General features: G+C 63.5%; 16 protein-coding genes, 1 tRNA gene and 1 pseudogene. All 18 read right to left on the reverse strand.

Going from position 1 to position 21,933, the window contains the following annotated elements; genetic code table 11:
• Positions 1 to 19 precede the first annotated feature (19 nt).
• Positions 20 to 700, reverse strand: coding sequence for a response regulator (locus tag BLQ85_RS21790; protein ID WP_074580057.1), 681 nt, complete (start codon positions 698 to 700; stop codon positions 20 to 22).
• Positions 701 to 772: 72 nt separating this feature from the next.
• On the reverse strand, positions 773 to 3,097 hold the full coding sequence (locus BLQ85_RS21795; protein ID WP_074580058.1) for a sensor histidine kinase: 2,325 nt from the start codon (positions 3,095 to 3,097) through the stop codon (positions 773 to 775).
• Positions 3,094 to 3,801 (reverse strand): DUF4390 domain-containing protein, encoded by a 708-nt coding sequence (locus tag BLQ85_RS21800; protein WP_083336951.1) that lies wholly within the window; start codon positions 3,799 to 3,801, stop codon positions 3,094 to 3,096. The genes BLQ85_RS21795 and BLQ85_RS21800 overlap by 4 nt, the downstream gene beginning before the upstream one ends.
• Entirely contained in the window at positions 3,752 to 5,089 is a 1,338-nt protein-coding gene (rsmB, locus tag BLQ85_RS21805) for a 16S rRNA (cytosine(967)-C(5))-methyltransferase RsmB (protein ID WP_074580059.1), read from the reverse strand. The genes BLQ85_RS21800 and rsmB overlap by 50 nt, the downstream gene beginning before the upstream one ends.
• 115 nt (positions 5,090 to 5,204) lie before the next feature.
• A complete protein-coding gene (locus tag BLQ85_RS21810) occupies positions 5,205 to 6,497 on the reverse strand; it encodes an NAD(P)/FAD-dependent oxidoreductase (protein ID WP_074580060.1) in 1,293 nt (430 codons plus the stop codon).
• A gap of 10 nt (positions 6,498 to 6,507) precedes the next feature.
• Positions 6,508 to 6,822: a c-type cytochrome gene (locus BLQ85_RS21815; protein ID WP_074580061.1), complete on the reverse strand. Its 315-nt coding sequence runs from the start codon at positions 6,820 to 6,822 to the stop codon at positions 6,508 to 6,510.
• Between the two features lie 443 nt (positions 6,823 to 7,265).
• Complete coding sequence (locus BLQ85_RS21820; RefSeq protein WP_074580062.1) at positions 7,266 to 8,267, reverse strand: M48 family metalloprotease; 1,002 nt, start codon at positions 8,265 to 8,267, stop codon at positions 7,266 to 7,268.
• Between the two features lie 39 nt (positions 8,268 to 8,306).
• Positions 8,307 to 8,900, reverse strand: coding sequence for a LemA family protein (locus tag BLQ85_RS21825; RefSeq protein WP_074580063.1), 594 nt, complete (start codon positions 8,898 to 8,900; stop codon positions 8,307 to 8,309).
• A gap of 221 nt (positions 8,901 to 9,121) precedes the next feature.
• Positions 9,122 to 13,342 carry a DNA-directed RNA polymerase subunit beta' gene (rpoC, locus tag BLQ85_RS21830; protein WP_074580064.1) on the reverse strand — a complete coding sequence of 1,407 codons (4,221 nt, stop codon included), beginning with the start codon at positions 13,340 to 13,342 and terminating at the stop codon, positions 9,122 to 9,124.
• 28 nt (positions 13,343 to 13,370) lie between these two features.
• Complete coding sequence (rpoB, locus tag BLQ85_RS21835; RefSeq protein ID WP_074580065.1) at positions 13,371 to 17,483, reverse strand: DNA-directed RNA polymerase subunit beta; 4,113 nt, start codon at positions 17,481 to 17,483, stop codon at positions 13,371 to 13,373.
• A gap of 377 nt (positions 17,484 to 17,860) precedes the next feature.
• Positions 17,861 to 18,241, reverse strand: a complete 381-nt coding sequence (gene rplL / locus BLQ85_RS21840) for a 50S ribosomal protein L7/L12 (RefSeq protein WP_074580066.1) — start codon at positions 18,239 to 18,241, stop codon at positions 17,861 to 17,863.
• A gap of 41 nt (positions 18,242 to 18,282) precedes the next feature.
• Complete coding sequence (gene rplJ / locus BLQ85_RS21845) at positions 18,283 to 18,798, reverse strand: 50S ribosomal protein L10 (protein WP_074580067.1); 516 nt, start codon at positions 18,796 to 18,798, stop codon at positions 18,283 to 18,285.
• A gap of 268 nt (positions 18,799 to 19,066) precedes the next feature.
• Complete coding sequence (gene rplA, locus BLQ85_RS21850) at positions 19,067 to 19,762, reverse strand: 50S ribosomal protein L1 (RefSeq protein WP_074580068.1); 696 nt, start codon at positions 19,760 to 19,762, stop codon at positions 19,067 to 19,069.
• Entirely contained in the window at positions 19,759 to 20,193 is a 435-nt protein-coding gene (rplK, locus tag BLQ85_RS21855; RefSeq protein ID WP_007871338.1) for a 50S ribosomal protein L11, read from the reverse strand. Before rplK ends, rplA begins: the two co-directional genes overlap by 4 nt.
• 143 nt (positions 20,194 to 20,336) lie before the next feature.
• Positions 20,337 to 20,864: a transcription termination/antitermination protein NusG gene (nusG, locus tag BLQ85_RS21860; RefSeq protein ID WP_369751959.1), complete on the reverse strand. Its 528-nt coding sequence runs from the start codon at positions 20,862 to 20,864 to the stop codon at positions 20,337 to 20,339.
• A gap of 68 nt (positions 20,865 to 20,932) precedes the next feature.
• Entirely contained in the window at positions 20,933 to 21,316 is a 384-nt protein-coding gene (gene secE / locus BLQ85_RS21865) for a preprotein translocase subunit SecE (RefSeq protein ID WP_074580069.1), read from the reverse strand.
• 134 nt (positions 21,317 to 21,450) lie between these two features.
• Positions 21,451 to 21,526: transfer RNA gene (locus tag BLQ85_RS21870), tRNA-Trp, on the reverse strand.
• A gap of 17 nt (positions 21,527 to 21,543) precedes the next feature.
• Positions 21,544 to 21,933: pseudogene (tuf, locus tag BLQ85_RS21875) on the reverse strand (elongation factor Tu); the annotation flags it as partial.

The following is a 21,933-nucleotide window of genomic DNA, read 5'->3' on the forward strand; positions in this document are numbered from 1 at the left end:
GCAGGCCGGCCGCAAAAGCTCAGATGCCGCGTTTGCCGCGCGTGAGGTCCACGCCCAGCTGCTTCAGTTTGCGGTACAGGTGGGTGCGCTCCAGGCCGGTTTTTTCGGCGACACGGGTCATGGAGCCGCCTTCCTTGGCCAGGTGGAATTCGAAGTACGCTTTCTCAAACTCGTCACGCGCGTCGCGCAGCGGCTTTTCCAGCAGAAAGCTCTGCGTGGCCTGGGGACCCAGGTCGACGGGCGCCGGCAAGCTGCCGCCGGTCATCACGGCTTCCACCGTGAGGTCGGCCAGGGGCATCGCGGAATTGTTGTTGAGGGCGGCGGGTTTGCGCGGGGAGGCCTTGCTCAGGCCCTGCTCGACGGCCTTGAGCAGTTTTTGCAGCGTGATGGGCTTTTCCAGAAAAGCCATGGCGCCAATCTTGGTGGCCTCGACGGCGGTGTCTATGGTGGCATGGCCGCTCATCATGATGACGGGCATGCTGAGCAGGCCGCTGGAAGACCACTCCTTGAGCAGCGTCACGCCGTCGGTGTCGGGCATCCAGATGTCCAGCAGCACCAGGTCGGGCCTGGAACGCCCGCGTGCGGCGCGGGCCTGGGCCGCGTTTTCTGCGAGCTCGACCTGATGCCCTTCGTCATTGAGAATTTCTGAGAGAAGGTCGCGTATGCCCAGCTCGTCGTCGACCACCAGAATATTTGCCATGATTGAATTGCTGCCTGCCTGTTGTTGCGATGCCGTGCGGATCTTGAAATCGAAGTGTTACTGAATGTGTTGTTAAGCCACAACTGCAAATGATAACGACACTTGCGCACCTTGCACGGCGCCGTCCACTAAGCGGTTGGAAATATCGATGCGCGCGCCGTGCTCGTCGGCGATTTTTTTGACCACCGCCAGCCCCAGCCCCGTGCCCTTGACCTTGGTGGTGACATAGGGTTCGAAGGCGCGCTTGAGGATGTGCTCGGGGAAACCGGTGCCTTTGTCGCGCACGCTCAGGCGCACGCGCTTTGAGGCCTCCGAATATTCGGTCTTGAGGGTGACGAGCGCGCCCTCCTTGCCTTCCTGGGCGTCCTGCGCATTTTGCAGCAGGTTGTGGATGACCTGGCGCAGCTGCTGGGCATCACCCTGGATCAGCGGGGCCTTGGGATCAAGTTCGGTGACGACGGGCACGGCCGCCGCGGCATCGCTGCGCCGTCCTCCATGGCCGTCGCTGAGGTTGTCGTGCAGGTAGAGCTGCATCACGTCGGCAACCAGGGCATTGAGGTCCACGGGCTTGAGTTCGGCGGCGGGCAACCGGGCGTAATCACGGAACTCGTTGACCAGCCGCTTCATGGCATCGACCTGGTCCACGATGGTCTTGACGGATTTGGTGAGCAGCTGCTGCTCGGCCTCGCCGACCTTGCCGGTGAGCTTCATTTCCAGGCGCTCGGCCGACAGCTGTATCGGGGTGAGCGGGTTCTTGATCTCGTGAGCCAGCCTGCGCGCCACCTCGCCCCAGGCCTGGGCGCGCTGGGCCGAGACCATTTCGGAGATGTCGTCAAACACCAGCAGGAATTCCTCGGTGCCGGGCATCTCGGCGCCGCGCGCGATCAGCGTGATGGCGTTGTCGGGCGCGCCAGGCATGGCGGCGTTGAGCTCGAACGACTGCTGCCAGTGCTCCAGCCCGTGCGGCGCGGCGTCGCTGAGGTAGTCGGCGAACTGGGCCAGCACATCTTTGGCGAACACGCCCAGCCCCGGCACTTCGCCGAGCGACTGGCCGTGGTAGGCCGCCAGCGGCGCGCGCAGGATGCGCGTGGCGCCCGGGTTGCTGGACTGGATGCGACCGCGCACGTCCAGCACGATGACGCCGGCCGTGAGGTTGTCCAGGATGGTCTGCAGGTTGGCGCGCGCCGCGTCGACCTGGCTCATGCTGTGCTGCACCGCCGTGCGCGCGTCGGAGAGCTGCTGCGTCATGTCGGCGAAGGAGCGCGTGAGCCCGCCGAGTTCGTCCTTGCCTTGCAATGCGGCCTTGGGCGTGAGGTCGCCCTGGGCCACCTGGCGCACGCCTTCGGCCAGCACCAGCAGCGGCTTGGCCAGCTGGTTGCCCAGCAGCACCGCCAGCAGCACCGCGCCGAACACGGCGAGGAACAAGCTGAGCGTGAGCGTGCCTATGTACATCTTGCGCAGGCCGCCACGCGCCAGCGCGCGCTCCTGGTATTCGCGGTTGGCTTCCTGGACGGCCACGGCATTGGCCACCAGGCCTTCCGGCAGCAGCTGGGTCACCTGCAAAAAGCGTGCATCGCCCAGCACATTCACATTCGGGCTGTTGACCACCGCGACGGCCTTGACGCGCGGCGCGTTGCCGGCGTTGGCCGGCGGGCCGCTGGCGCCCGCCGTCAGTTCCCCGTTGCCGGCGGACACCACTTCGTCCAGGCCCTCGATCTGCGTGACCACGCGCTGCGTGCGCGCGCTGCGCAGCTGTTGCACCGAGGGTCGCTCGGGCTTGAGCAGGAAACGCGAGTCGCCGGCGCTGGCGATCACCTGGCCCGAGGGGCTCCAGAGCACCACGTCGCTGGCCTGCAGCTGGTCGCGCAGGCGCTCCAGCGCCAGGCCAGCCATGGCGTCGGGCGTTTCTGCGATCTGCGTGGCGGCCTGCCGCGTCTTGTTGCCGAGGTCGGCGGCCAGCGTGTCCAACGTGGCGCGGCCCAGGTTCAGGCCGGCGGCCAGGGCGCCCTCGACTTCCACGTCGAACCAGCTTTCGATGGAGCGCGAGACGAACTGGTAGGACACCACGTAAATCATCAGGCCCGGCACCAGGCCGACCAGCGCGAAGATGGCGGCGAGCTTGACCAGCAGGCGGCTGCCGAAGCGGCCGCGGCGCAGCCGCAGCAAGAGGCGCACGATGATCCAGCCGATGACCAGCAGCAGCAGGCCGGCCACCGCGATGTTGAGCACCAGCAGCAGCGCGTAGTTGCGCTCGTAGAGTTCGCGGTTGCCGGTGGCTTGCGTCAGCAAAAACATCAGCACCAGGCCCAGCGCCACGATGGTGCCTATGCCAACGCCGACCGTCCAGCGAAACGCCTTGCTGCTCTTGAGGGAGCCGCCGCTGACCTGCAGGTTCACTTGGTGGCCTCGGTTCCTGGGGCCGCGGGGGCGGCCTGGGGCGCGGCGGGCTCCAGCCTGAGCTTATCCTTGACCTGCGCCGAAATATTCCAGTCTCGCTGGCCGGCCACGCCGATCTGGAAGGGCCGCGGCAACTGGGATAAATCCAGCCTGAAGTTGAAGTCCAGCTTGTATGAGGCATCCGGGTCCACGTCACCGGCTTCGGCAATCTTCCAGCGGGCCACGCGCTGGATGGCCGACAAGGCCTCGGCCAGGGTTTCGTAGTTCTGGTTCAGGGTGGCGCGCAGGCCGGAGGAGCTGGTGATCAGCCCGGACGCGATATTGACGCGCCAGCGGCGGGTCAGCGGCTGGTAGGCCAGGCGTATGGTGCGGGCGGTGCTGGCCACGCGTGGGTCGGTCCAGTACCAGCGGTCCCGGTAGATATCGGCTTCGGCCACAAAAAACAGCGGAATGCCCTTGAGCAAGGCGTCTTCGACCACCGGTGGCAGGTCGAAACGGACCAGGGCGGACAGGTGAACGCCGTCTTCGCCGCGCTCCACGCGCAGTTGGGTGATCTCGGTGGCCGAGGCTGGAGCGCTCGCCCAGGCCAGCATGAGGCAGAGGCAGGCACCCAACAGCCAGCGCGCAGCGGCATACCCCAGGCGCCGGCAGTCGTCAGCGGCCGCTTTTTTCAAGGAGTGCGTAATAAAAACCGTCGTGCTCACGCATCAAATTGTCCGGGAAGACCGTCGCTTCCACGCCACTTTGCGGGAGCAAATGCCCCGGCGAGGGCCTTAATAGGGCGTCGGTGTGGTGCGTAAGAAACGTTTGTATCTGCTTGTCGCCTTCCGCGCGAAAAACCGAGCAAGTGCAGTACAGCAGGCGCCCGCCGGGTTTGAGCAAGGGCCAGAGCGTCTGGAGCAGCTTGGCCTGGATGGCGGCCAGCTGGGCGATGTCGGTGGGCCGGCGCAGCCAGCGCACATCCGGGTGGCGCCGCACGATGCCGGAGGCGGTGCAGGGGGCGTCCAGCAGGATACCGTCATAGGGCCTGCCGTCCCACCAGCCGTCCGGCTGGCCGGCGTCGCCCACGCGGACCTCGGCCTGCAGGCCCAGGCGAAGCAGGTTTTGCCCCACGCGCTCGCAGCGGCGGGGGTCAATGTCCAGGGCGGTCACCTCGCAATCGACCAGTTCCAGCAGGTGGGCGGTTTTGCCGCCCGGGGCGGCGCAGGCGTCGAGGATATGGAGTCGGGCATCGCCCTCCCCCGGTTTGGCCAGTTCCTGCAGCAGCAAAGGCGCCGCCAGCTGCGCGGCGGCATCCTGCACCGAAAAAAGCCCCTCGGCAAAGCCGGGCAAGCTGGGCACGGGGCGCGCCGCGGCCAGGACCACGCCGTGCCGGCCCACCGGCGAGGCGTCTATCCCGGCTGTCGCCAACGCCTGCAGGTAGCCGGCCTGCGTCGTTTTGCGCTCATTGACGCGCAGGATCAGCGGCGCGCGGCTGTTGTTGGCCTGCAGCACGGCCTGCCACTGCCCGGGATGGTCCTTGCGCACACGGTCTATCCACCACTGCGGATGGTTCCAGACGGCTTGCGGGCTTTTTTCGGTGCGCGCCACCAGTTCGTCGCGCTCGCGCAGGAAGCGGCGCAGGCAACCGTTGATAAAGCTGGCCTGGTGCCGGGTGGCGTCGCCGCGCTTGGCGGCTTCCACGGCCTGGTCGACCAGGGTATGGGAGGTGTAAGGCGCGCCCTCCTCCGTCCAGATCAGGGCCAGGGCCACGCACAGCAGGGCGTCGGCTTCGGGTGGAGGTGGGCGGCGGGCCAACTGCTGGCGCAAGGCCTCGGCGCGGCCCAGCCAGCGCAGCGTGTGAAAGCCCAGCGACTGCACGCCGGGCCGCAGCGCGGCGTCAATGTCTTCCAGCGCAGCGGTCATGGACTGGCCGTCGCGCACGGCCATCAGCAGGGAAGCGGCTCCTTGCAGCTGGCGCCACAGGGGGACTTGGGTGGGGGAGTCTTGCATCTATCTCACGTCTACCGCCCGGAACGGACGGCCAGCCCGTATTAGACCAGCCCCCAAGGTTGCCCACTGCGCAGGGCCTGCGGCCCCTGCTCGCAATCGAAACAGCCGAGGCCGATCAGGCCAAAGTGTCTGCCCAAATATTGCTGGCCCAGTTCAGCGCGTAGACACCCTCCAGCTCGGTCGGCCCGGTGCTGACGCCACCCGAGCCGGCAACGGCCTTGAAGGTTTTTTCGGCGGCCACGTATTCATGCACGCTGGCCACGTGGATCACGTTCTTGTTGTCGACAAAGCTGTAGCAGGTGTTGGTCAGCATGGGCGCCGGGTTCACGTCCCAGCCCGAGAGCTGGGCCACAATGGCGGCGGCGGCCACCTTGCCGTGGTTGTTGGCCATGTGCCCGCTCTTGGGCATGGCCGGCGCCACCTGGATGGAGTCGCCGAGCACATGCACGTCCTTGGCGGCGGTGGATTCAAACGTCAGGTAGTTGACGCCGCACCAGCGGTTGTTGGCCTGGTTGTTCAGGCCCGCCTGCACGGCGATGGTGCCGGCGCGCATCGCGGGCAGCACATTGAGCACATGGGCCTTGACGTCGTCCTGCACGTCGAACCTGATGATGCCGGCCTTGGTGTCGACCGCCGTGGCCTTGTGCTGGCCGCGGTATTCAACAATGCCCTTGTACTGCTCGGCCCACACTTTTTTGAACAGCGGGCCTTTGGAGGTGACGTCGGGATTCGCGTCCAGGATCAGCACCTTGCTGCGCGGCTTGGCGGCCTTGAAGTAGCCGGCGATGACCGAGGCGCGTTCGTAGGGGCCGGGCGGGCAGCGGTAAGGCGCTTCGGGAATCGTGATGGCGTAGACACCGCCGTCGGGCATGGCTTCGAGCTGGCGGCGCAGCGCCACGGTTTCGGCGCCGGCCTTCCAGGCTTGCAGTACCTGGCCTGAGGCATTGGCCTCCTTGAGGCCTTCTATGCTGCCGAACATCAGCTCCACGCCGGGCGAGACCACCAGCTTGTCGTAGGCGATGGTGGCGCCGCGGGCCAGCGTGACGGTTTTCTTCGCGGTGTCTATGGCGCTGGCGTAGTCCTTCACCACGGTAATGCCGTGGGCGCGCGACAGGCCCGCGTAGGAAGTCGTGAGGTCGGCAATCTGCTTGCCGCCGCTGAGCACGAGGTTGGAAATCGGGCAGGAAATGAAAGCATCCTGCGGCTCGATCAACACCACGTCGATCTGGTGGTCGGACAGCAGGCGCACGTATTTGGCGGCGGTGGCGCCGCCGTAGCCGCCGCCTATCACCACGACCTTGGCTTTGGAAGGAATGACTTGGTTATCACGCAACAGCCACCCAACCCCGGCTATTGCCGCAAGGGCGGCGAGAGTAGCAGATCCTTTTATGGTTTCACGACGATTCATCTCGGTGTCCTCACTTTTGTTGAACCGAAAAATAACTGGCCAGCGACTCGATCTGCGCGTCGTTAAAGCCCTTGCTGATCTGGTGCATCACGGTGGCCGGCCGCGTGCCGGTCTTGAAGGCGTTCATTTGCGCGACGATGTAGCCCTTGTCCAGGCCCGCCAGCGAGGTGACGGTGGAACCCTCCACCACCTTGCCGTTGGTGCCGTGGCAGTTGGCGCAGGTGGCGGCCAGGCTCTTGGTGTAAAGCGCTTCCTTGTTTTGCGCCTGGGCCAGGGGGCTGAGCGCAAGGCAAAGCAGCGGCAAGGCGAGTCGTGGGATTCTCATATGGGTCTCTCCTGCGGGTTAAACCGGCGGTGATATCTCTTGTTGAGCCAGGGCCTGTTAACGCTATTTATGCAAGATGCGTTGCGAGTCAAAAAGGCCTTGAGCAAGGCGCAAAACGCAGGCGGGGCGAACCCCGTCAAGGCTTTGCAACGCCGCGCAAGGCCTTTTTGATCGCAACCCGGAGGGAATGGGGTGAAAACGGCGCCACTCGGCGTTGCGCTCCTAGCCCAGACGCCCGGTCTGGGCGTCGTCGCGCGCCTTGATTGGCGCCGTTTTCACCCCATTCGCATTTGCATAAATAGCGTTAACAGGCCCTAACAATTTAACGCGGCGCCCCCGGCACCCTATAGGGAGTATCCAGTACTTTGCCGCATGCCGCCATGCCGGCGTTCCAAGCATTGCTCATGTGCTTAGAACCCGTTCATTGCTAAGTGGCCTTGCAGTCAGAAAATCGCATCGGGCCGCGTAGCCGGCCCGTCCTGCGTGGACAGTGCCGCCATGGGCTTGCCGTAGATCTCGAAGATGCGCTCCGCAAGCGGCGGGTGGCTGGCAAACCAGCGCCCCCTGTCGCTGGCATCGACCAGCAGCATGTGCTGCACGGCAGGGTGCAGGCTGCGCGCGGGCGCCATGCCCTGCGCTTCCTCGCCGGCCACCTTGCGCAGCACACCGCCCAGGCCTTCGCGGCTGCGCGTGAATTGCACGGCGCGCGCGTCGGCCAGAAACTCGCGCTGGCGCGAAATCGCCGCCTTGAGCGCGCGCCCCGCCAGCCAGCCCAGCGAACCGCTGACCAAGATGGGAAAACCGGGCAAGGCGAGAAAAGAGCGCTGGCCGTTCGCGTCGGCGCTGCACATGCTGCGGCCCAGGTTGAAAATCATCTCCAGCCCGAACACCATGCCCGCCAGCCGCATGTTCAGGCGCGTGTCGCCTTCGCGCAGGTGGCTCAGTTCGTGGGCCACCAGGCCTTGCAGCTCGTCGCGCGTGAGCTTGTCGAGCGCACCCTGCGTGACGGCGATGACGGCGTCGTCTTCGCCCCAGCCTGCGGCGAAGGCATTGATCGCATCAATGCGCGGCAGCACCATGGCCAGGGGCGGCTTCATGCTGGCGGCAATGGCCAATTCGTCCACGATGTTGCAGAGCTTGTGTTCGGGCTCCCGGCTGGCGGGCCAGGCCTCACGCGCGCCCACGCGGCGCGCCAGCGCTTCGCCGCCGCTGCTGAGCGCGGAAGTCTCCAGCCACCAGCCGCCCAGCACAAACAGCAAGGTGACAGAGGTGTTGACGCTAAAGAAATAGGCCGGGTAGCCGCTAAAGCCCGGCGTCACCAGCCGCCAGGCCAGGGCCAGCGCGCCATTGACACCCAGCAGCAGCGCCACCAGGGTCAGGGCAAAGAGCAGCAGCAGCCGCAGGGTCTGGGCGCGGGCGGTTTCCTGCCGTTCAAAAAAACGCATCAGCGGCGGACAGGAAAAGAGCGGACCACCTGGCGGCCGTCACATCTGAATGCGTACAGCCTGCCGCTCGGCGGCATTCTCGGTGGCGCGCAGCATGGCCGAGGGCGCGAAGCCGAAAGTGCGCGCAATCAGCACGGCCGGGAACTGCCCCTGCGCATTGTTGTAGTCGAGCACGGCGTCGTTATAGGCCTGGCGCGCGAAGCCGACCTTGTTTTCGGTGCTCGTGAGTTCTTCGCTGAGTTCACGAATCGTCTGGTCGGCCTTGAGTTCGGGATAAGCCTCGGCCACCGCGAAGAGGCGTCCCAGGCTGCCATCGAGAGACTGCTCGGCGGCGGCCAGCGCGGTGACGGCGCCGGCGTTGGCGGGCCGGCTGCGCACGGCATCGCTGGCGCTGCGCGCCTGGTTGCGCGCCAGCATCACGGCCTCCAGCGTGCTTTGCTCGTGCTGCAGGTATTTCTTGGCGGCTTCCACCAGATTGGGAATCAGGTCGTAACGCCGCTTGAGCCGCACGTCAATCTGGCCGAAGGCATTGGCAATGATGTTTTTGTGCCGCACCAGCCGGTTGTAGGCGCCCACGGCCCAGAAAACCAGCAGGGCAAACACGGCGATGGCGACAAGCGTACTGAGGGACATGGGGCTCCTTGGTGCGGGGATCCCGTAAAACGGGAAACAGGCGGATAGGCGAACAGGCCGTAAGGCTGCCGCGAGGTTAACTGCTTTTGGGCCGGATCGGCAAGCCGGCCATCCCCCCGGTGTGGCGGCCGCACGGCAGGCGCCCAAAAAAAAGCCCCACACCTTTGCAGGGTGTGGGGCCGGGCGCCTTTCAGGGCGCCGGGAGCTTCTTGCCAGCCGGCTTACTCGGAAGCGGCGCTATCGCCACCGGTTTCAGCTGCGGCGGGCATGGCTTCCAGTTCGGCGGCTTCGGCTTCGGCGATGGCGCGGCGCTCGGCGTCGTCCATCTGGTCCTTGGCCTTGCGTGCCTCGTGGTAAGCCATGCCGGTGCCGGCAGGGATCAGGCGGCCGACGATCACGTTCTCCTTGAGGCCGCGCAGCTCGTCGCGCTTGCCCATGATGGCAGCCTCGGTGAGCACGCGGGTGGTTTCCTGGAAGGAAGCCGCGGAGATGAACGAATCGGTCGACAGCGAAGCCTTGGTGATACCGAGCAGCAGGTTGCTGTAGGTGGCCGGGACCTTGCCTTCGGCGCGCAGGGCGTCATTGGTGTCCAGCATGGCGGAACGCTCGACCTGCTCGCCGGCGATGTAGCTGGAATCGCCGACGTTTTCAACGACCACGCGGCGCAGCATCTGGCGAACAATCACTTCGATGTGCTTGTCGTTGATCTTCACGCCCTGCAGGCGGTAAACGTCCTGCACTTCGTCGACGATGTAGCGGGCCAGCTCTTCCATGCCCAGCAGGCGCAGGATGTCTTGCGGGTCGGCCGGGCCGTCCACAATCGATTCGCCCTTGTTGACCACCTGGCCTTCGTGCACCAGGATATTCTTTTCCTTGGGGACCAGGTCTTCCCAGACCTTGCCGTCGGGATCGGTGATCTGCAGGCGAACCTTACCCTTGGTCTCCTTGCCGAAGGACACGGTGCCGGTCATCTCGGCCAGCGTACCCTTGTCTTTCGGCGTACGGGCTTCGAACAACTCGGCCACACGCGGCAGACCGCCGGTAATGTCGCGGGTCTTCTGGCCTTCGATAGGGATACGGGCCAGCACTTCGCCGGGACCCACGTCCTGGCCGTCGCGCACCTGGACCAGCGCGCCCACCTGGAAGCCGATGGTCACCGAGTGGTCGGTGCCGGGGATCTTCACTTCGTGGCCGGCGGCGTCGATCAGCTTGACCTGCGGACGGATCACCTTGGTGGCGCCGCGGCGTTTCGGGTCGATCACCACCAGGGTGGACAGGCCCGTCACATCGTCAACCTGCTTGGCAACCGTCACGCCTTCTTCCACATTCTCGAAGGCCACCTTGCCGGCGAACTCGGTAATGATGGGGCGCGTCAGCGGATCCCAGTTGGCCAGGATGGCGCCGGCCTTGATGGTCTGGTCGGCCTTGACGGTCAGCGTGGCGCCGTAAGGCACCTTGTGGCGCTCGCGCTCGCGGCCGTGCTCGTCGTGGATGACGATCTCGCCGGAGCGGGCGATCACCACCAGCTCGCCCTTGCTGTTGGTCACATAGCGCATGGGCGCGTTGAAACCGATCACGCCATTGGACTTGGCCTCGACGCTGGAAGCGATGGCCGCGCGCGACGCGGCGCCGCCGATGTGGAAGGTCCGCATCGTCAGCTGGGTGCCGGGCTCGCCGATCGACTGGGCGGCGATGATACCGACCGCCTCGCCGATGTTGATCAGGCCGCCGCGGCCCAGATCGCGGCCATAGCACTTGGCGCACAGGCCGAAGCGGGTTTCGCAGGTCAGCGCGGTGCGCACCTTGACTTCGTCCACGCCGGCCGCTTCGAGCTCCTCGATCAGGTCTTCGTCCAGCATGACGCCAGCCTTGACCAGCACCGAGCGGTTCTCGGGGTGCAGCACGTCTTCAACCGAGGTGCGGCCGAGGATACGGTCGCGCAGCGATTCGATGACTTCACCGCCTTCGACGATGGCGCGCATGAGCGAGCCTTCCTGGGTGCCGCAGTCCTCTTCGGTCACGACCAGGTCCTGCACCACGTCGCACAGGCGGCGCGTGAGGTAGCCGGAGTTGGCGGTTTTCAGCGCCGTGTCGGCCAAGCCCTTACGGGCGCCGTGGGTGGAGATGAAGTACTCCAGCACGTTCAGGCCTTCGCGGAAGTTGGCGGTGATCGGCGTTTCGATGATGGAGCCGTCAGGCTTGGCCATCAGGCCGCGCATACCGGCCACCTGGCGAATCTGCGCGGCGGAGCCGCGGGCGCCCGAGTCGGCCATCATGTAGATGGAGTTGAAGGATTCCTGCTCGACTTCCTTGCCGTTGCGGTCGATGACCTTCTCTTTCGAGAGCTGGGACATCATCACCTTGGACACTTCGTCGCCGGACTTGCCCCAGATGTCCACCACCTTGTTGTAACGCTCGCCGGAGGTCACCAGGCCCGAGACATACTGCTGCTCGATCTCTTTGACTTCCTTCTGGGCGCGCGCAATGATGGCGGGCTTTTCCTTGGGGATCAGCATGTCGTCGATGCAGATCGAGATGCCGGCCTTGGTCGCCAGGCGGAAGCCCGACTGCAGCAGCTTGTCGGCGAACACCACGGTCTCTTTCAGGCCGCACTTGCGGAAAGACACGTTGATGAGCTTGGAGATTTCCTTCTTCTTCAACGCCTTGTTGATGTTGGAGAAGGGCAGGCCCTTGGGCAGGATCTCGGAGAGCAGCGCGCGCCCGCCGGTGGTTTCCCACAGCTTGGTCGACGGCACGAACTCGCCGGTGGCCTTGTCCTTGGTGTACTCGGTCAGGCGCACGCTGATGCGGGCGTTCAGGTCGAGCTCGCCCGCGTCGAACGCGCGGCGGACTTCACCGGTGTCCGAGAACACCAGGCCTTCGCCCTTGCCGTTGGTGCGGTCGCGGGTCGTGTAGTACAGGCCCAGCACAACGTCCTGCGAAGGAACGATGGAAGGCTCGCCGTTGGCGGGGAACAGGATGTTGTTCGAAGCCAGCATCAGGGTGCGGGCTTCCATCTGCGCTTCCACCGACAGCGGCACGTGGACGGCCATCTGGTCGCCGTCGAAGTCGGCGTTGAAGGCCGAGCAGACGAGCGGGTGCAGCTGGATGGCCTTGCCTTCGATCAGGATGGGCTCAAAAGCCTGGATGCCGAGGCGGTGCAGCGTGGGCGCGCGGTTGAGCATCACGGGGTGTTCCTTGATGACCTCTTCCAGGATGTCCCACACCACCGGCGTGCCGGATTCAACTTCCTTCTTCGCCGCCTTGATGGTCGTGGCGATGCCGCGCGACTCGAGCTGCGCGAAGATGAAAGGCTTGAACAGCTCCAGCGCCATCAGCTTGGGCAGGCCGCACTGGTGCAGCTTGAGCGTCGGGCCCACGGTGATCACGGAACGGCCGGAGTAGTCGACGCGTTTGCCCAGCAAGTTCTGGCGGAAACGGCCCGACTTGCCCTTGATCATGTCGGCCAGCGACTTCAGCGCGCGCTTGTTGGCGCCCGTCATGGCCTTGCCGCGGCGGCCGTTGTCCAGCAGCGAGTCGACGGCTTCCTGCAACATGCGCTTTTCGTTGCGCGCGATGATTTCAGGGGCCTTCAACTCCAGCAGGCGGCGCAGGCGGCTGTTGCGGTTGATGACGCGGCGGTACAGGTCGTTCAGGTCGGAGGTCGCGAAGCGGCCGCCGTCCAGCGGCACCAGCGGACGCAGGTCCGGCGGCAGCACGGGCAGCACGTCCAGCACCATCCAGCCCGGCTTGATGCCGGACTTCTTGAACGCTTCCATCAATTTCAAGCGCTTGGCGTTTTTCTTGATCTTGATTTCGGAGCCGGTCAGGTCGTTGCGCAGCTTCTCGATTTCGACGTCCAGGTCCAGCCCTTCGAGCAGGTCCTTGATGCCTTCGGCGCCCATCTTGGCGGTGTACTCGTCGCCGTATTCCTTGCGCTTGGCGTCGTAGTCGTCTTCCGACATGATGCTGAACTTCTTCAGCGGGGTCATGCCGGGGTCGGTCACCACGTATGCTTCAAAGTACAGCACGCGTTCGATGTCGCGCAGCGTCATGTCGAGCACCAGGCCCAGGCGCGACGGCAGCGACTTCAGGAACCAGATGTGCGCGCACGGCGCGGCCAGGTCGATGTGACCCATGCGCTCGCGGCGGACCTTGGTCTGCGTGACTTCAACGCCGCACTTCTCGCAGATGACACCGCGGTGCTTCAGGCGCTTGTACTTGCCGCACAGGCACTCGTAGTCCTTGATGGGGCCAAAGATCTTGGCGCAAAAAAGACCGTCGCGCTCGGGCTTGAAGGTGCGGTAGTTGATGGTTTCAGGCTTCTTGACTTCGCCGAAAGACCACGAACGGATCTTCTCGGGCGAGGCCATGCCGATCTTGATGGCATCGAAATGCTCATCCGGCGTGAATTGCTTGAACAGGTCGAGTAACGATTTCATGAGTTAAATCCTTTTCTTTCCTGTTGAATTAGCTGCGTTCCAGCTCGATGTCGATACCGAGCGAACGGATTTCCTTGACCAGCACGTTGAACGACTCGGGCATGCCCGCCGTGATCGCGTGCTCGCCCTTGACGATGCTCTCGTACACCTTGGTACGGCCCTGCACGTCGTCGGACTTGACGGTGAGCATTTCCTGCAGCGTGTAGGAGGCGCCGTAGGCTTCCAGCGCCCAGACCTCCATCTCGCCGAAACGCTGTCCACCGAACTGCGCCTTGCCGCCCAGCGGCTGCTGCGTGACCAGGCTGTAGGGGCCGGTCGAGCGGGCGTGCATCTTGTCGTCCACCAGGTGGTGCAGCTTCAGGACGTGCATGTAGCCGACCGTCGTGGTGCGCTCGAACTGGTCGCCCGTGCGGCCGTCGTACAGCTGGGCCTGCGTGCGCGTCGCCGTCAGGCCCTTGGCCTTGGCGATCTCGTCCGGGTAGGCCAGCTTGAGCATGGTCATGATGTCTTCTTCCGAAGCGCCGTCGAACACCGGCGTCGCGAAAGGCACGCCGCTGGCCAGGTTGCCGGCCATCTCGAGCACGTCGGTATCCGACAGTTTGGCCAGGTCTTCACCGCGGCCCGATTTGTTGTACAGCGTTTCCATGAACTTGCGCAGCTCGGCCACTTTGGCTTCGGCCTGCAGCATGTCGCCGATACGCTGGCCCAGGCCCTTGGCGGCCCAGCCCAGGTGGACTTCAAGCACCTGGCCCACGTTCATGCGCGAAGGCACGCCCAGCGGGTTCAGCACGATGTCGCACGGCGTGCCGTCGGCCATGTAGGGCATGTCTTCAACCGGAACGATCTTGGACACCACACCCTTGTTGCCGTGGCGGCCGGCCATCTTGTCGCCGGGTTGCAGGCGGCGCTTGACGGCCAGGTAGACCTTGACCATCTTGAGCACGCCGGCCGGCAGTTCGTCGCCCTGCGTGAGCTTCTTGCGCTTTTCTTCAAAAGCCAGGTCGAAGCTGTGGCGCGTCTGCTCCATGGCGTTCTTGACGCTTTCGAGCTGCGAAGCCACTTCGTCGTCCGCCGGGCGGATGTCGAACCAGTGGTACTTCTCGACGTCGGCCAGGTAGGCCTTGTCGATCTTGCTGCCCTTGGCGAGCTTTTTCGGGCCGCCGTTGGCGACCTTGCCGATGAGCAGCTTTTCGATACGGTCGAACGCGTCGGCCTCGACGATGCGCAGCTGGTCGTTCAGGTCCAGGCGGAAGCGCTTGAGTTCGTCGTCGATGATCTGCTGGGCGCGCTTGTCGCGAACAATGCCTTCACGGGTGAAGACTTGCACGTCGATCACGGTGCCCTGCGAGCCCTGGCTCACGCGCAGCGAGGTGTCTTTCACGTCGCTGGCTTTTTCGCCGAAGATAGCGCGCAGCAGTTTTTCTTCCGGCGTCAGCGTGGTCTCGCCCTTGGGCGTGACCTTGCCGACCAGCGTGTCGCCCGGCTGGACTTCGGCGCCGACATAAATAATGCCGGACTCGTCGAGGCGGTTGAGCTGCTGCTCGGACAGGTTCGGAATGTCGCGCGTGATTTCTTCGGAGCCCAGCTTGGTGTCGCGGGCCATCACGACGAGTTCTTCGATGTGGATCGAGGTGTAGCGGTCTTCGGCCACCACACGCTCGGAGATCAGGATCGAATCCTCGAAGTTGTAGCCGTTCCAGGGCATGAAAGCCACCAGCATGTTCTGGCCCAGGGCCAGCTCGCCGATGTCCGTCGATGCGCCGTCGGCGATCACGTCACCCTTGGCCAGCTTATCGCCCATCTTGACGATGGGGCGCTGGTGGATGTTGGTGTTCTGGTTGGAACGCTGGTACTTGATCAGGTTGTAGATGTCCACGCCGACTTCGCCGGCCAGGGCTTCCGCATCGTTGACGCGCACCACGATGCGGGTGGCATCGACATAGTCGACCACGCCGCCGCGGTTGGCCGTCACCACGGTGCCGGAGTCGACCGCGGAAACGCGCTCGATGCCGGTGCCGACGAAGGCCTTCTCGGGACGCAGAACGGGCACGGCCTGGCGCTGCATGTTGGCGCCCATCAGCGCGCGGTTGGCGTCATCGTGCTCCAGGAAGGGCACCAGCGACGCAGCGACCGAGACGATCTGCGCGGGCGACACGTCCATGTACTGGATGCGCTCGGCGCCGACCAGCACGGATTCGCCGTTTTCACGGGCCGACACCAGGTCGCCGGTCAGCTTGCCGGACTCGTCCAGCGCGGCATTGGCCTGGGCAATCACGTACTTGCCTTCTTCGATGGCCGACAGGTAGTCGATCTGGTCGGTGATCTTGCTGTCCACCACACGGCGGTACGGGGTTTCGATGAAACCGTACTCGTTGAGGCGGGCGTACAGGGCCAGCGAGTTGATCAGGCCGATGTTCGGGCCTTCGGGCGTTTCAATCGGGCAGACGCGGCCGTAATGGGTCACGTGCACGTCACGCACTTCGAAGCCTGCGCGTTCGCGGGTCAAACCGCCCGGGCCAAGGGCCGAAACACGGCGCTTGTGGGTGATCTCGGACAAAGGGTTGGTCTGATCCATGAACTGCGACAGCTGCGACGCGCCGAAGAATTCCTTCAGGGCGGCGGAGATCGGCTTGCTGTTGATCAGGTCGTGCGGCATCAAGGGCTCTTGCTCGGCCTGGCCCAGACGCTCCTTCACGGCTTTTTCGATACGTGCCAGGCCGGTGCGGTACTGGTTCTCGGCCAGTTCGCCGACGCAGCGCACGCGGCGGTTGCCGAGGTGGTCGATGTCATCGACTTCGCCGTTGCCGTTGCGCAGGTCGACCAGGATCTTGACCACGGCGAGGATGTCCTCGTTGGTCATGACCATGGGGCCGGTGGAAGAATCGCGGCCGACGCGGGCGTTGAACTTCATGCGGCCCACGCGCGACAGGTCGTAAGTGTCCGGGTTGTAGAACAGGCGCTGGAACAGGGCCTGTACCGCGTCTTCCGTCGGCGGCTCGCCGGGGCGCATCATGCGGTAGATGGCAACGCGGGCGGCGAATTCGTCGGCCGTTTCATCGGCGCGCAGGGTTTGCGAGATGTACGCGCCCTGGTCGAGTTCATTGGTGTACAGCACCTGCAGGTCCTGCACGCCGGCCGCGCGCAGCTTCTTGAGCAGCACTTCGGTCAATTCGTCGTTGGCCTTGGCGATGATTTCACCGGTTTCGGCGTCAACGATATTCTTGGCGACCACGCGGCCGACCAGAAAGTCTTCCGGCACGCTGATGGTGGTGGTGTTGCTCTGCTCGAGTTCACGCGTGTGGCGAACCGTGATGCGCTTGTCTTTCGCGACCACGACCTTGCCGTTCTTGTCGGTGATGTCGAAACGCGCCACTTCGCCGCGCATGCGCTCGGCGACGAATTCCATCTGCGCGCCGCTGTCCATCAGACGGAAGTTGTCGAACACGAAGAAGTTCGCGAGGATGGATTCCGGGTTCAGACCGATGGCCTTGAGCAGGATGGTGACCGGCATCTTGCGGCGGCGGTCGACGCGGAAATACAGCACGTCCTTCGGGTCGAACTCGAAGTCGAGCCAGGAGCCGCGGTAAGGGATGATGCGGGCTGAAAACAGCAGTTTGCCCGAGCTGTGGGTTTTACCCTTGTCATGCTCGAAGAACACGCCGGGCGAGCGATGCAACTGGGACACGATCACGCGTTCGGTCCCGTTGATCACGAAGGAGCCCTTGTCGGTCATCAGGGGCACTTCGCCCATGTAGACTTCCTGCTCTTTCACTTCCTTGACCACCTTGGACTGCGACGTGGAAGATTCGCGGTCGTAAATGATCAGCTGCACCTTGGCACGCACGGCCGAGGCGAAGGTGAGTCCACGGGTCTGGCACTCGCGCACGTCGAAGGCGGGCTTGGCCAGGTTGTACTCGATGAATTTCATCTCGACAAAACCATTGTGCGAGACGATGGGGAATGCGTTGTCAAACGCTGCCTGCAGGCCTTCGATGGTGCGCTTCTGGGGCGCACGGTCGGCTTGCAGGAACGCTGTGTACGCGTCTTTCTGCATTTGCAGCAAATAGGGAACAGTCAACACGCTTTCGCGGTTGCCGAAGCTTTTGCGGATGCGTTTACGTTCGGTGTAGGAATAGGCCATGAGTTCTCCGCGTTGATGGGCTCTGGCGACTCTCGTGCCCGGATACACCACGTATCCAGGCAGCTTGGTGGTTGGCCACTACCAACCATGGCGGACGGCGACGCATTGCACGTCACCCGAACCAAGGCGTTTTCTGCAGTCGGGGTCAGAAAACACTGGAAAGCAGACGGTTTAAGTCTGCTTTCCAGTGTTTCTACAAAACACTGGTCAGGCGGTAGGCTTGCCAGGATTCGGAGAATCCTGACAGGCTGCAGGCCTGCCAGTTTTCGAAGAAAACTGAAAAAGGGACGGTTTGAATCCCCTTTTCAGTGTGCTCCTTGAAGCACGAAAGGCTGGAAGCCCGACTACGGTCTTCCAGCCTTCTCGAACACCAAGAATTACTTGAGTTCGACTTTCGCGCCGGCTTCTTCGAGCTTCTTCTTGGCGGCTTCTGCGTCGGCCTTGGGAGCGCCTTCCTTGACGTTCTTCGGAGCGCCGTCCACCAGGTCCTTGGCTTCTTTCAGGCCCAGACCGGTGATTTCGCGCACGGCCTTGATGACCGACACCTTGTTCGCGCCTGCTTCAACCAGCACGACGTTGAAGTCGGTCTTCTCTTCAGCAGCAGCTGCACCGCCGCCACCGCCACCGCCGGCAGCGGGAGCAGCCATGGCGGCTGCGCTCACGCCAAATTTCTCTTCGATGGCTTTCACCAGGTCGTTGAGTTCGAGGACCGTCATGCTATCCAGCGCGGTCAGAAATGCGTCTTTATCGAATGCCATTTTGATTTCCTAAAAAAGTTGGGTAATTACGCTGCCAGTGCTTAGGCTGCTGCGGGGGCTTCGGATGCGCCGCCACCCTTTTTCGCCGCCAGGGCGCCCAGCACAACGGCCGTACGCGACATGGGCGACATCAGCAAGCCACACACCTGGGCCAGCAGCACTTCCTTGGAAGGGATGTTGGCCAGTTGCTTCACGCCGTTCACGTCCAGGGTCTTGCCACCGAATGCACCACCGCGAATGACCAGCTTGTCGTTGGTCTTGGCGAAGTCAGATACCACTTTCGCGGCAGCTACTGCATCTGTGGAAAAGCCGTAGATCAGCGGACCGGTCATCTGGTCGGACACGACTTCGAATGCGCTACCGGCCACGGCGCGGCGAGCCAGGGTGTTCTTCAGAACACTCAGGGTCACGCCTTTGTCGCGGGCTTGGCTGCGCAGACGGGTCATGTCGGCGACCGTGATACCACGGTATTCCGCCATCACGAGCGTTTGAGCTTTAGCGGCGAGGCCGGTCACTTCATCAATGACGGCTTGTTTCTCACTGCGGTTGAGACTCAAGGTCTACTCCTTAAAAATGTGCCGTCGGGTTCCGGCCAGCTTGCGCCGGCCTTCAGCCCTTCAACACGCTCATGTTCAGCGACCAACTGTTTTCAGATTCTTTGCAAAACCATTCAAGCAGCGGGACCGCCATCTGCGTTGGCTGTCTTTCGATTAAGCGGCGAGCCCAAAAGCCTGCCGCGCCAACGGTCTTGGATGACCTGCCGGAACGAACCCCGGCAGCCCACCACATCGGGCAACCCTTGCGGGGCCGCCCAAATCTTCGCGATTACGCTGCGATGGTTTGCGTGTCGACGCGAACGCCCACACCCATCGTCGACGAAACCGCAACCTTCTTCAAATACACGCCCTTGCTCGAAGCCGGCTTGGCTTTTTGCAGCGCATCGATCAGCGCGGCCAGGTTGCCCTGCAGCTTGGCCGTGTCGAACGAGCGGCGGCCGATGGTGCCGTGCACGATACCGGCCTTGTCGACGCGGAACTGGACCTGGCCGGCTTTCGCGTTCTTCACGGCGGTGGCGACGTCAGGCGTCACGGTGCCGACCTTGGGGTTGGGCATCAGGCCGCGGGGGCCGAGCACCTGGCCCAGGGTACCCACGATGCGCATCGCATCTGGGGAAGCGATCACCACGTCGAAGTCCATCTTGCCGGCCTTGATTTCGGCAGCCAGATCGTCCATGCCGACGATGTCGGCGCCGGCAGCCTTGGCTTCTTCAGCCTTGGCGCCTTGTGCGAACACAGCCACACGCTTGGTCTTGCCGGTGCCGTTGGGCAGAACGACCGCGCCGCGAACGACCTGGTCGGATTTCTTGGCGTCGATACCGAGCTGCACGGCCACGTCGATGGACTCATCGAACTTGGCGACGGCGAACTCTTTCACAAGGCCCAGGGCCTCGGGCAGCGCGTACAGCTTATTGCTGTCGATTTTGTCGCCAATGGTTTTTTGACGTTTGGTCAGCTTGCTCATACAACACCCTCCACCGACACGCCCATGGAGCGAGCCGTTCCAGCAATCGTGCGGACAGCGGCGTCGAGGTCAGCAGCCGTCATGTCTTTCATTTTGGTCTTGGCGATTTCTTCGAGCTGTGCACGGGAAATCTTGCCAACCTTCACCGTGTGCGGCGTGGACGAACCCTTGTCGAGCTTGATGGCCTTTTTGATCAGCACGCCTGCAGGAGGCGTCTTGATCACAAAGGTGAAGCTCTTGTCGGCAAATGCCGTGATCACCACGGGCAGTGGCAGACCTGGCTCGACACCCTGGGTCTGCGCATTGAATGCCTTGCAGAACTCCATGATGTTCAGGCCGCGCTGACCGAGCGCGGGGCCGATCGGGGGGGACGGGTTGGCCTTACCAGCTGGCACTTGCAGCTTGATGAAGCCGACGATTTTTTTCGCCATACTTTTCTCCTTGCGGGTCATAACGCCTGAGCGCCGCCGTGAAGGCAGGCCCGGGCTCCCCGGGGGTTACACAACTCAAAAACAGCCCCTGAGGACCGTTTCGCGCCGAGTTGCAAGGCGCGAAATGACTTGCCCGACCGAAATTACGTTTTTTCGATCTGGCTGAATTCCAGTTCCACGGGTGTGGCGCGGCCGAAAATCGTGACCGACACACGCACCTTGTTCTTGTCGTAGTTGACCTCTTCCACCGTGCCGTTGAAGTCGGTGAACGGGCCGTCCTTGACGCGCACATATTCGCCGGCCTCGAACTCCACCTTGTGGCGAGGCTTCTCGGTGCCGACCTGCATCTGGCTGACGATCTTCTGGACGTCTTCTTCAGAAATGGGCGCCGGGCGGTTCTTGGCGCCGCCGACAAAACCGGTCACCTTGTTGGTGTGTTTCACCAGGTGCCAGGTTTCATCGTCCATAACCATTTCGACCAGGACGTAACCCGGGAAAAAGCGGCGTTCCGTCGTCTTTTTCTGGCCGTTCTTGATTTCGACCACTTCTTCGGTGGGCACCAGGAAACGGCCGAACTTGGACTGCATGCCCGCGCGGTTGATGCGTTCGACGATATTGCGTTCGACCGCTTTTTCCATGCCGGAGTAGGCATGGACGACATACCACTGCATGCCTGGCGTCGGCGTGAGGGACGTACCCGCCGCCACTTCGCTGACTACCGTGCCATTCAGATCGCTCATTATCGTTTCCATCCCAGGATCAGGTCGTAAAACACCCACTCGAGCGTCTTGTCCGTAAACCACAAAAAGAGCGCCATGATCACCACAAAACCGAACACATAGGCCGTCATTTGAATGGCCTCCCTGCGGGCAGGCCAGACGACTTTCCTGACTTCACGCCAGGAATCGCGGCCGAAAGCCACGAATTGCTTACCCGGCTCGGACAGCATGAACACCGCCACGGCCGCCACCAGCCCAAGGATCAGGGCACCCCACTGAACCACCGGGCCTTGCTTGGCCAGCAGGTAAAAGCCCGCCAACGAAACCAGCACCAGGGCAACGGCCGCACCCAGCTTGGCCTTGTCGGCGCTGGTACTGACGGTTTCAACTTGAGAAGTGGCCATGGTCGGCGGATTTCCTGTTCAATCTTCGGGCGCCTTTTCAGACGCTTAAGCCCACCTGGAGTTTTGACTCCCGGCGGGCTTGCTTTTTTAACTTTTCAAACCACCCTCAGCGCTGATACACATCAACCATCAGGTGGCAGGGGCAGTAGGAATCGAACCTACAACCTTCGGTTTTGGAGACCGACGCTCTGCCAATTGAGCTATACCCCTCCATCAAACCTCACAAATCAGGCAATGATCTTGGCCACGACGCCGGCGCCGACGGTCTTGCCGCCTTCACGGATGGCGAAGCGCAGGCCTTCTTCCATGGCGATCGGGTTGATCAGCTTGACGGTGATCGACACGTTGTCGCCTGGCATGACCATTTCCTTGCCTTCTGGCAACTCGATCGCGCCGGTCACGTCCGTCGTGCGGAAGTAGAACTGGGGACGGTAGTTGTTGAAGAAAGGCGTGTGGCGGCCACCCTCGTCCTTGCTCAGAACGTAGATCTCGCCGGTGAAGTGCGTGTGCGGCTTGATGGAGCCGGGCTTGCACAGCACCTGGCCGCGCTCGACGTCTTCACGCTTGGTGCCGCGCAGCAGGATACCGACGTTGTCGCCGGCCTGACCCTGGTCCAG

Source organism: Polaromonas sp. JS666, from assembly GCF_900103405.1.
Lineage (GTDB): Bacteria > Pseudomonadota > Gammaproteobacteria > Burkholderiales > Burkholderiaceae_C > Polaromonas.

Bases quoted from the DNA above. Each gene is read 5' to 3' on its own strand.
- BLQ85_RS21820 (WP_074580062.1), bottom strand. From the start codon at position 8,267: ATGCGTTTTTTTGAACGGCAGGAAACCGCCCGCGCCCAGACCCTGCGG.
- rplA (WP_074580068.1), bottom strand. From the start codon at position 19,762: ATGAGCAAGCTGACCAAACGTCAAAAAACCATTGGCGACAAAATCGAC.
- rpoC (WP_074580064.1), bottom strand. From the start codon at position 13,342: ATGAAATCGTTACTCGACCTGTTCAAGCAATTCACGCCGGATGAGCAT.
- secE (WP_074580069.1), bottom strand. From the start codon at position 21,316: ATGGCCACTTCTCAAGTTGAAACCGTCAGTACCAGCGCCGACAAGGCC.
- BLQ85_RS21810 (WP_074580060.1), bottom strand. From the start codon at position 6,497: ATGAATCGTCGTGAAACCATAAAAGGATCTGCTACTCTCGCCGCCCTT.
- rsmB (WP_074580059.1), bottom strand. From the start codon at position 5,089: ATGCAAGACTCCCCCACCCAAGTCCCCCTGTGGCGCCAGCTGCAAGGA.
- rpoB (WP_074580065.1), bottom strand. From the start codon at position 17,483: ATGGCCTATTCCTACACCGAACGTAAACGCATCCGCAAAAGCTTCGGC.
- BLQ85_RS21790 (WP_074580057.1), bottom strand. From the start codon at position 700: ATGGCAAATATTCTGGTGGTCGACGACGAGCTGGGCATACGCGACCTT.
- rplL (WP_074580066.1), bottom strand. From the start codon at position 18,241: ATGGCATTCGATAAAGACGCATTTCTGACCGCGCTGGATAGCATGACG.
- BLQ85_RS21825 (WP_074580063.1), bottom strand. From the start codon at position 8,900: ATGTCCCTCAGTACGCTTGTCGCCATCGCCGTGTTTGCCCTGCTGGTT.
- rplK (WP_007871338.1), bottom strand. From the start codon at position 20,193: ATGGCGAAAAAAATCGTCGGCTTCATCAAGCTGCAAGTGCCAGCTGGT.
- nusG (WP_369751959.1), bottom strand. From the start codon at position 20,864: ATGCAGTGGTATGTCGTCCATGCCTACTCCGGCATGGAAAAAGCGGTC.
- BLQ85_RS21815 (WP_074580061.1), bottom strand. From the start codon at position 6,822: ATGAGAATCCCACGACTCGCCTTGCCGCTGCTTTGCCTTGCGCTCAGC.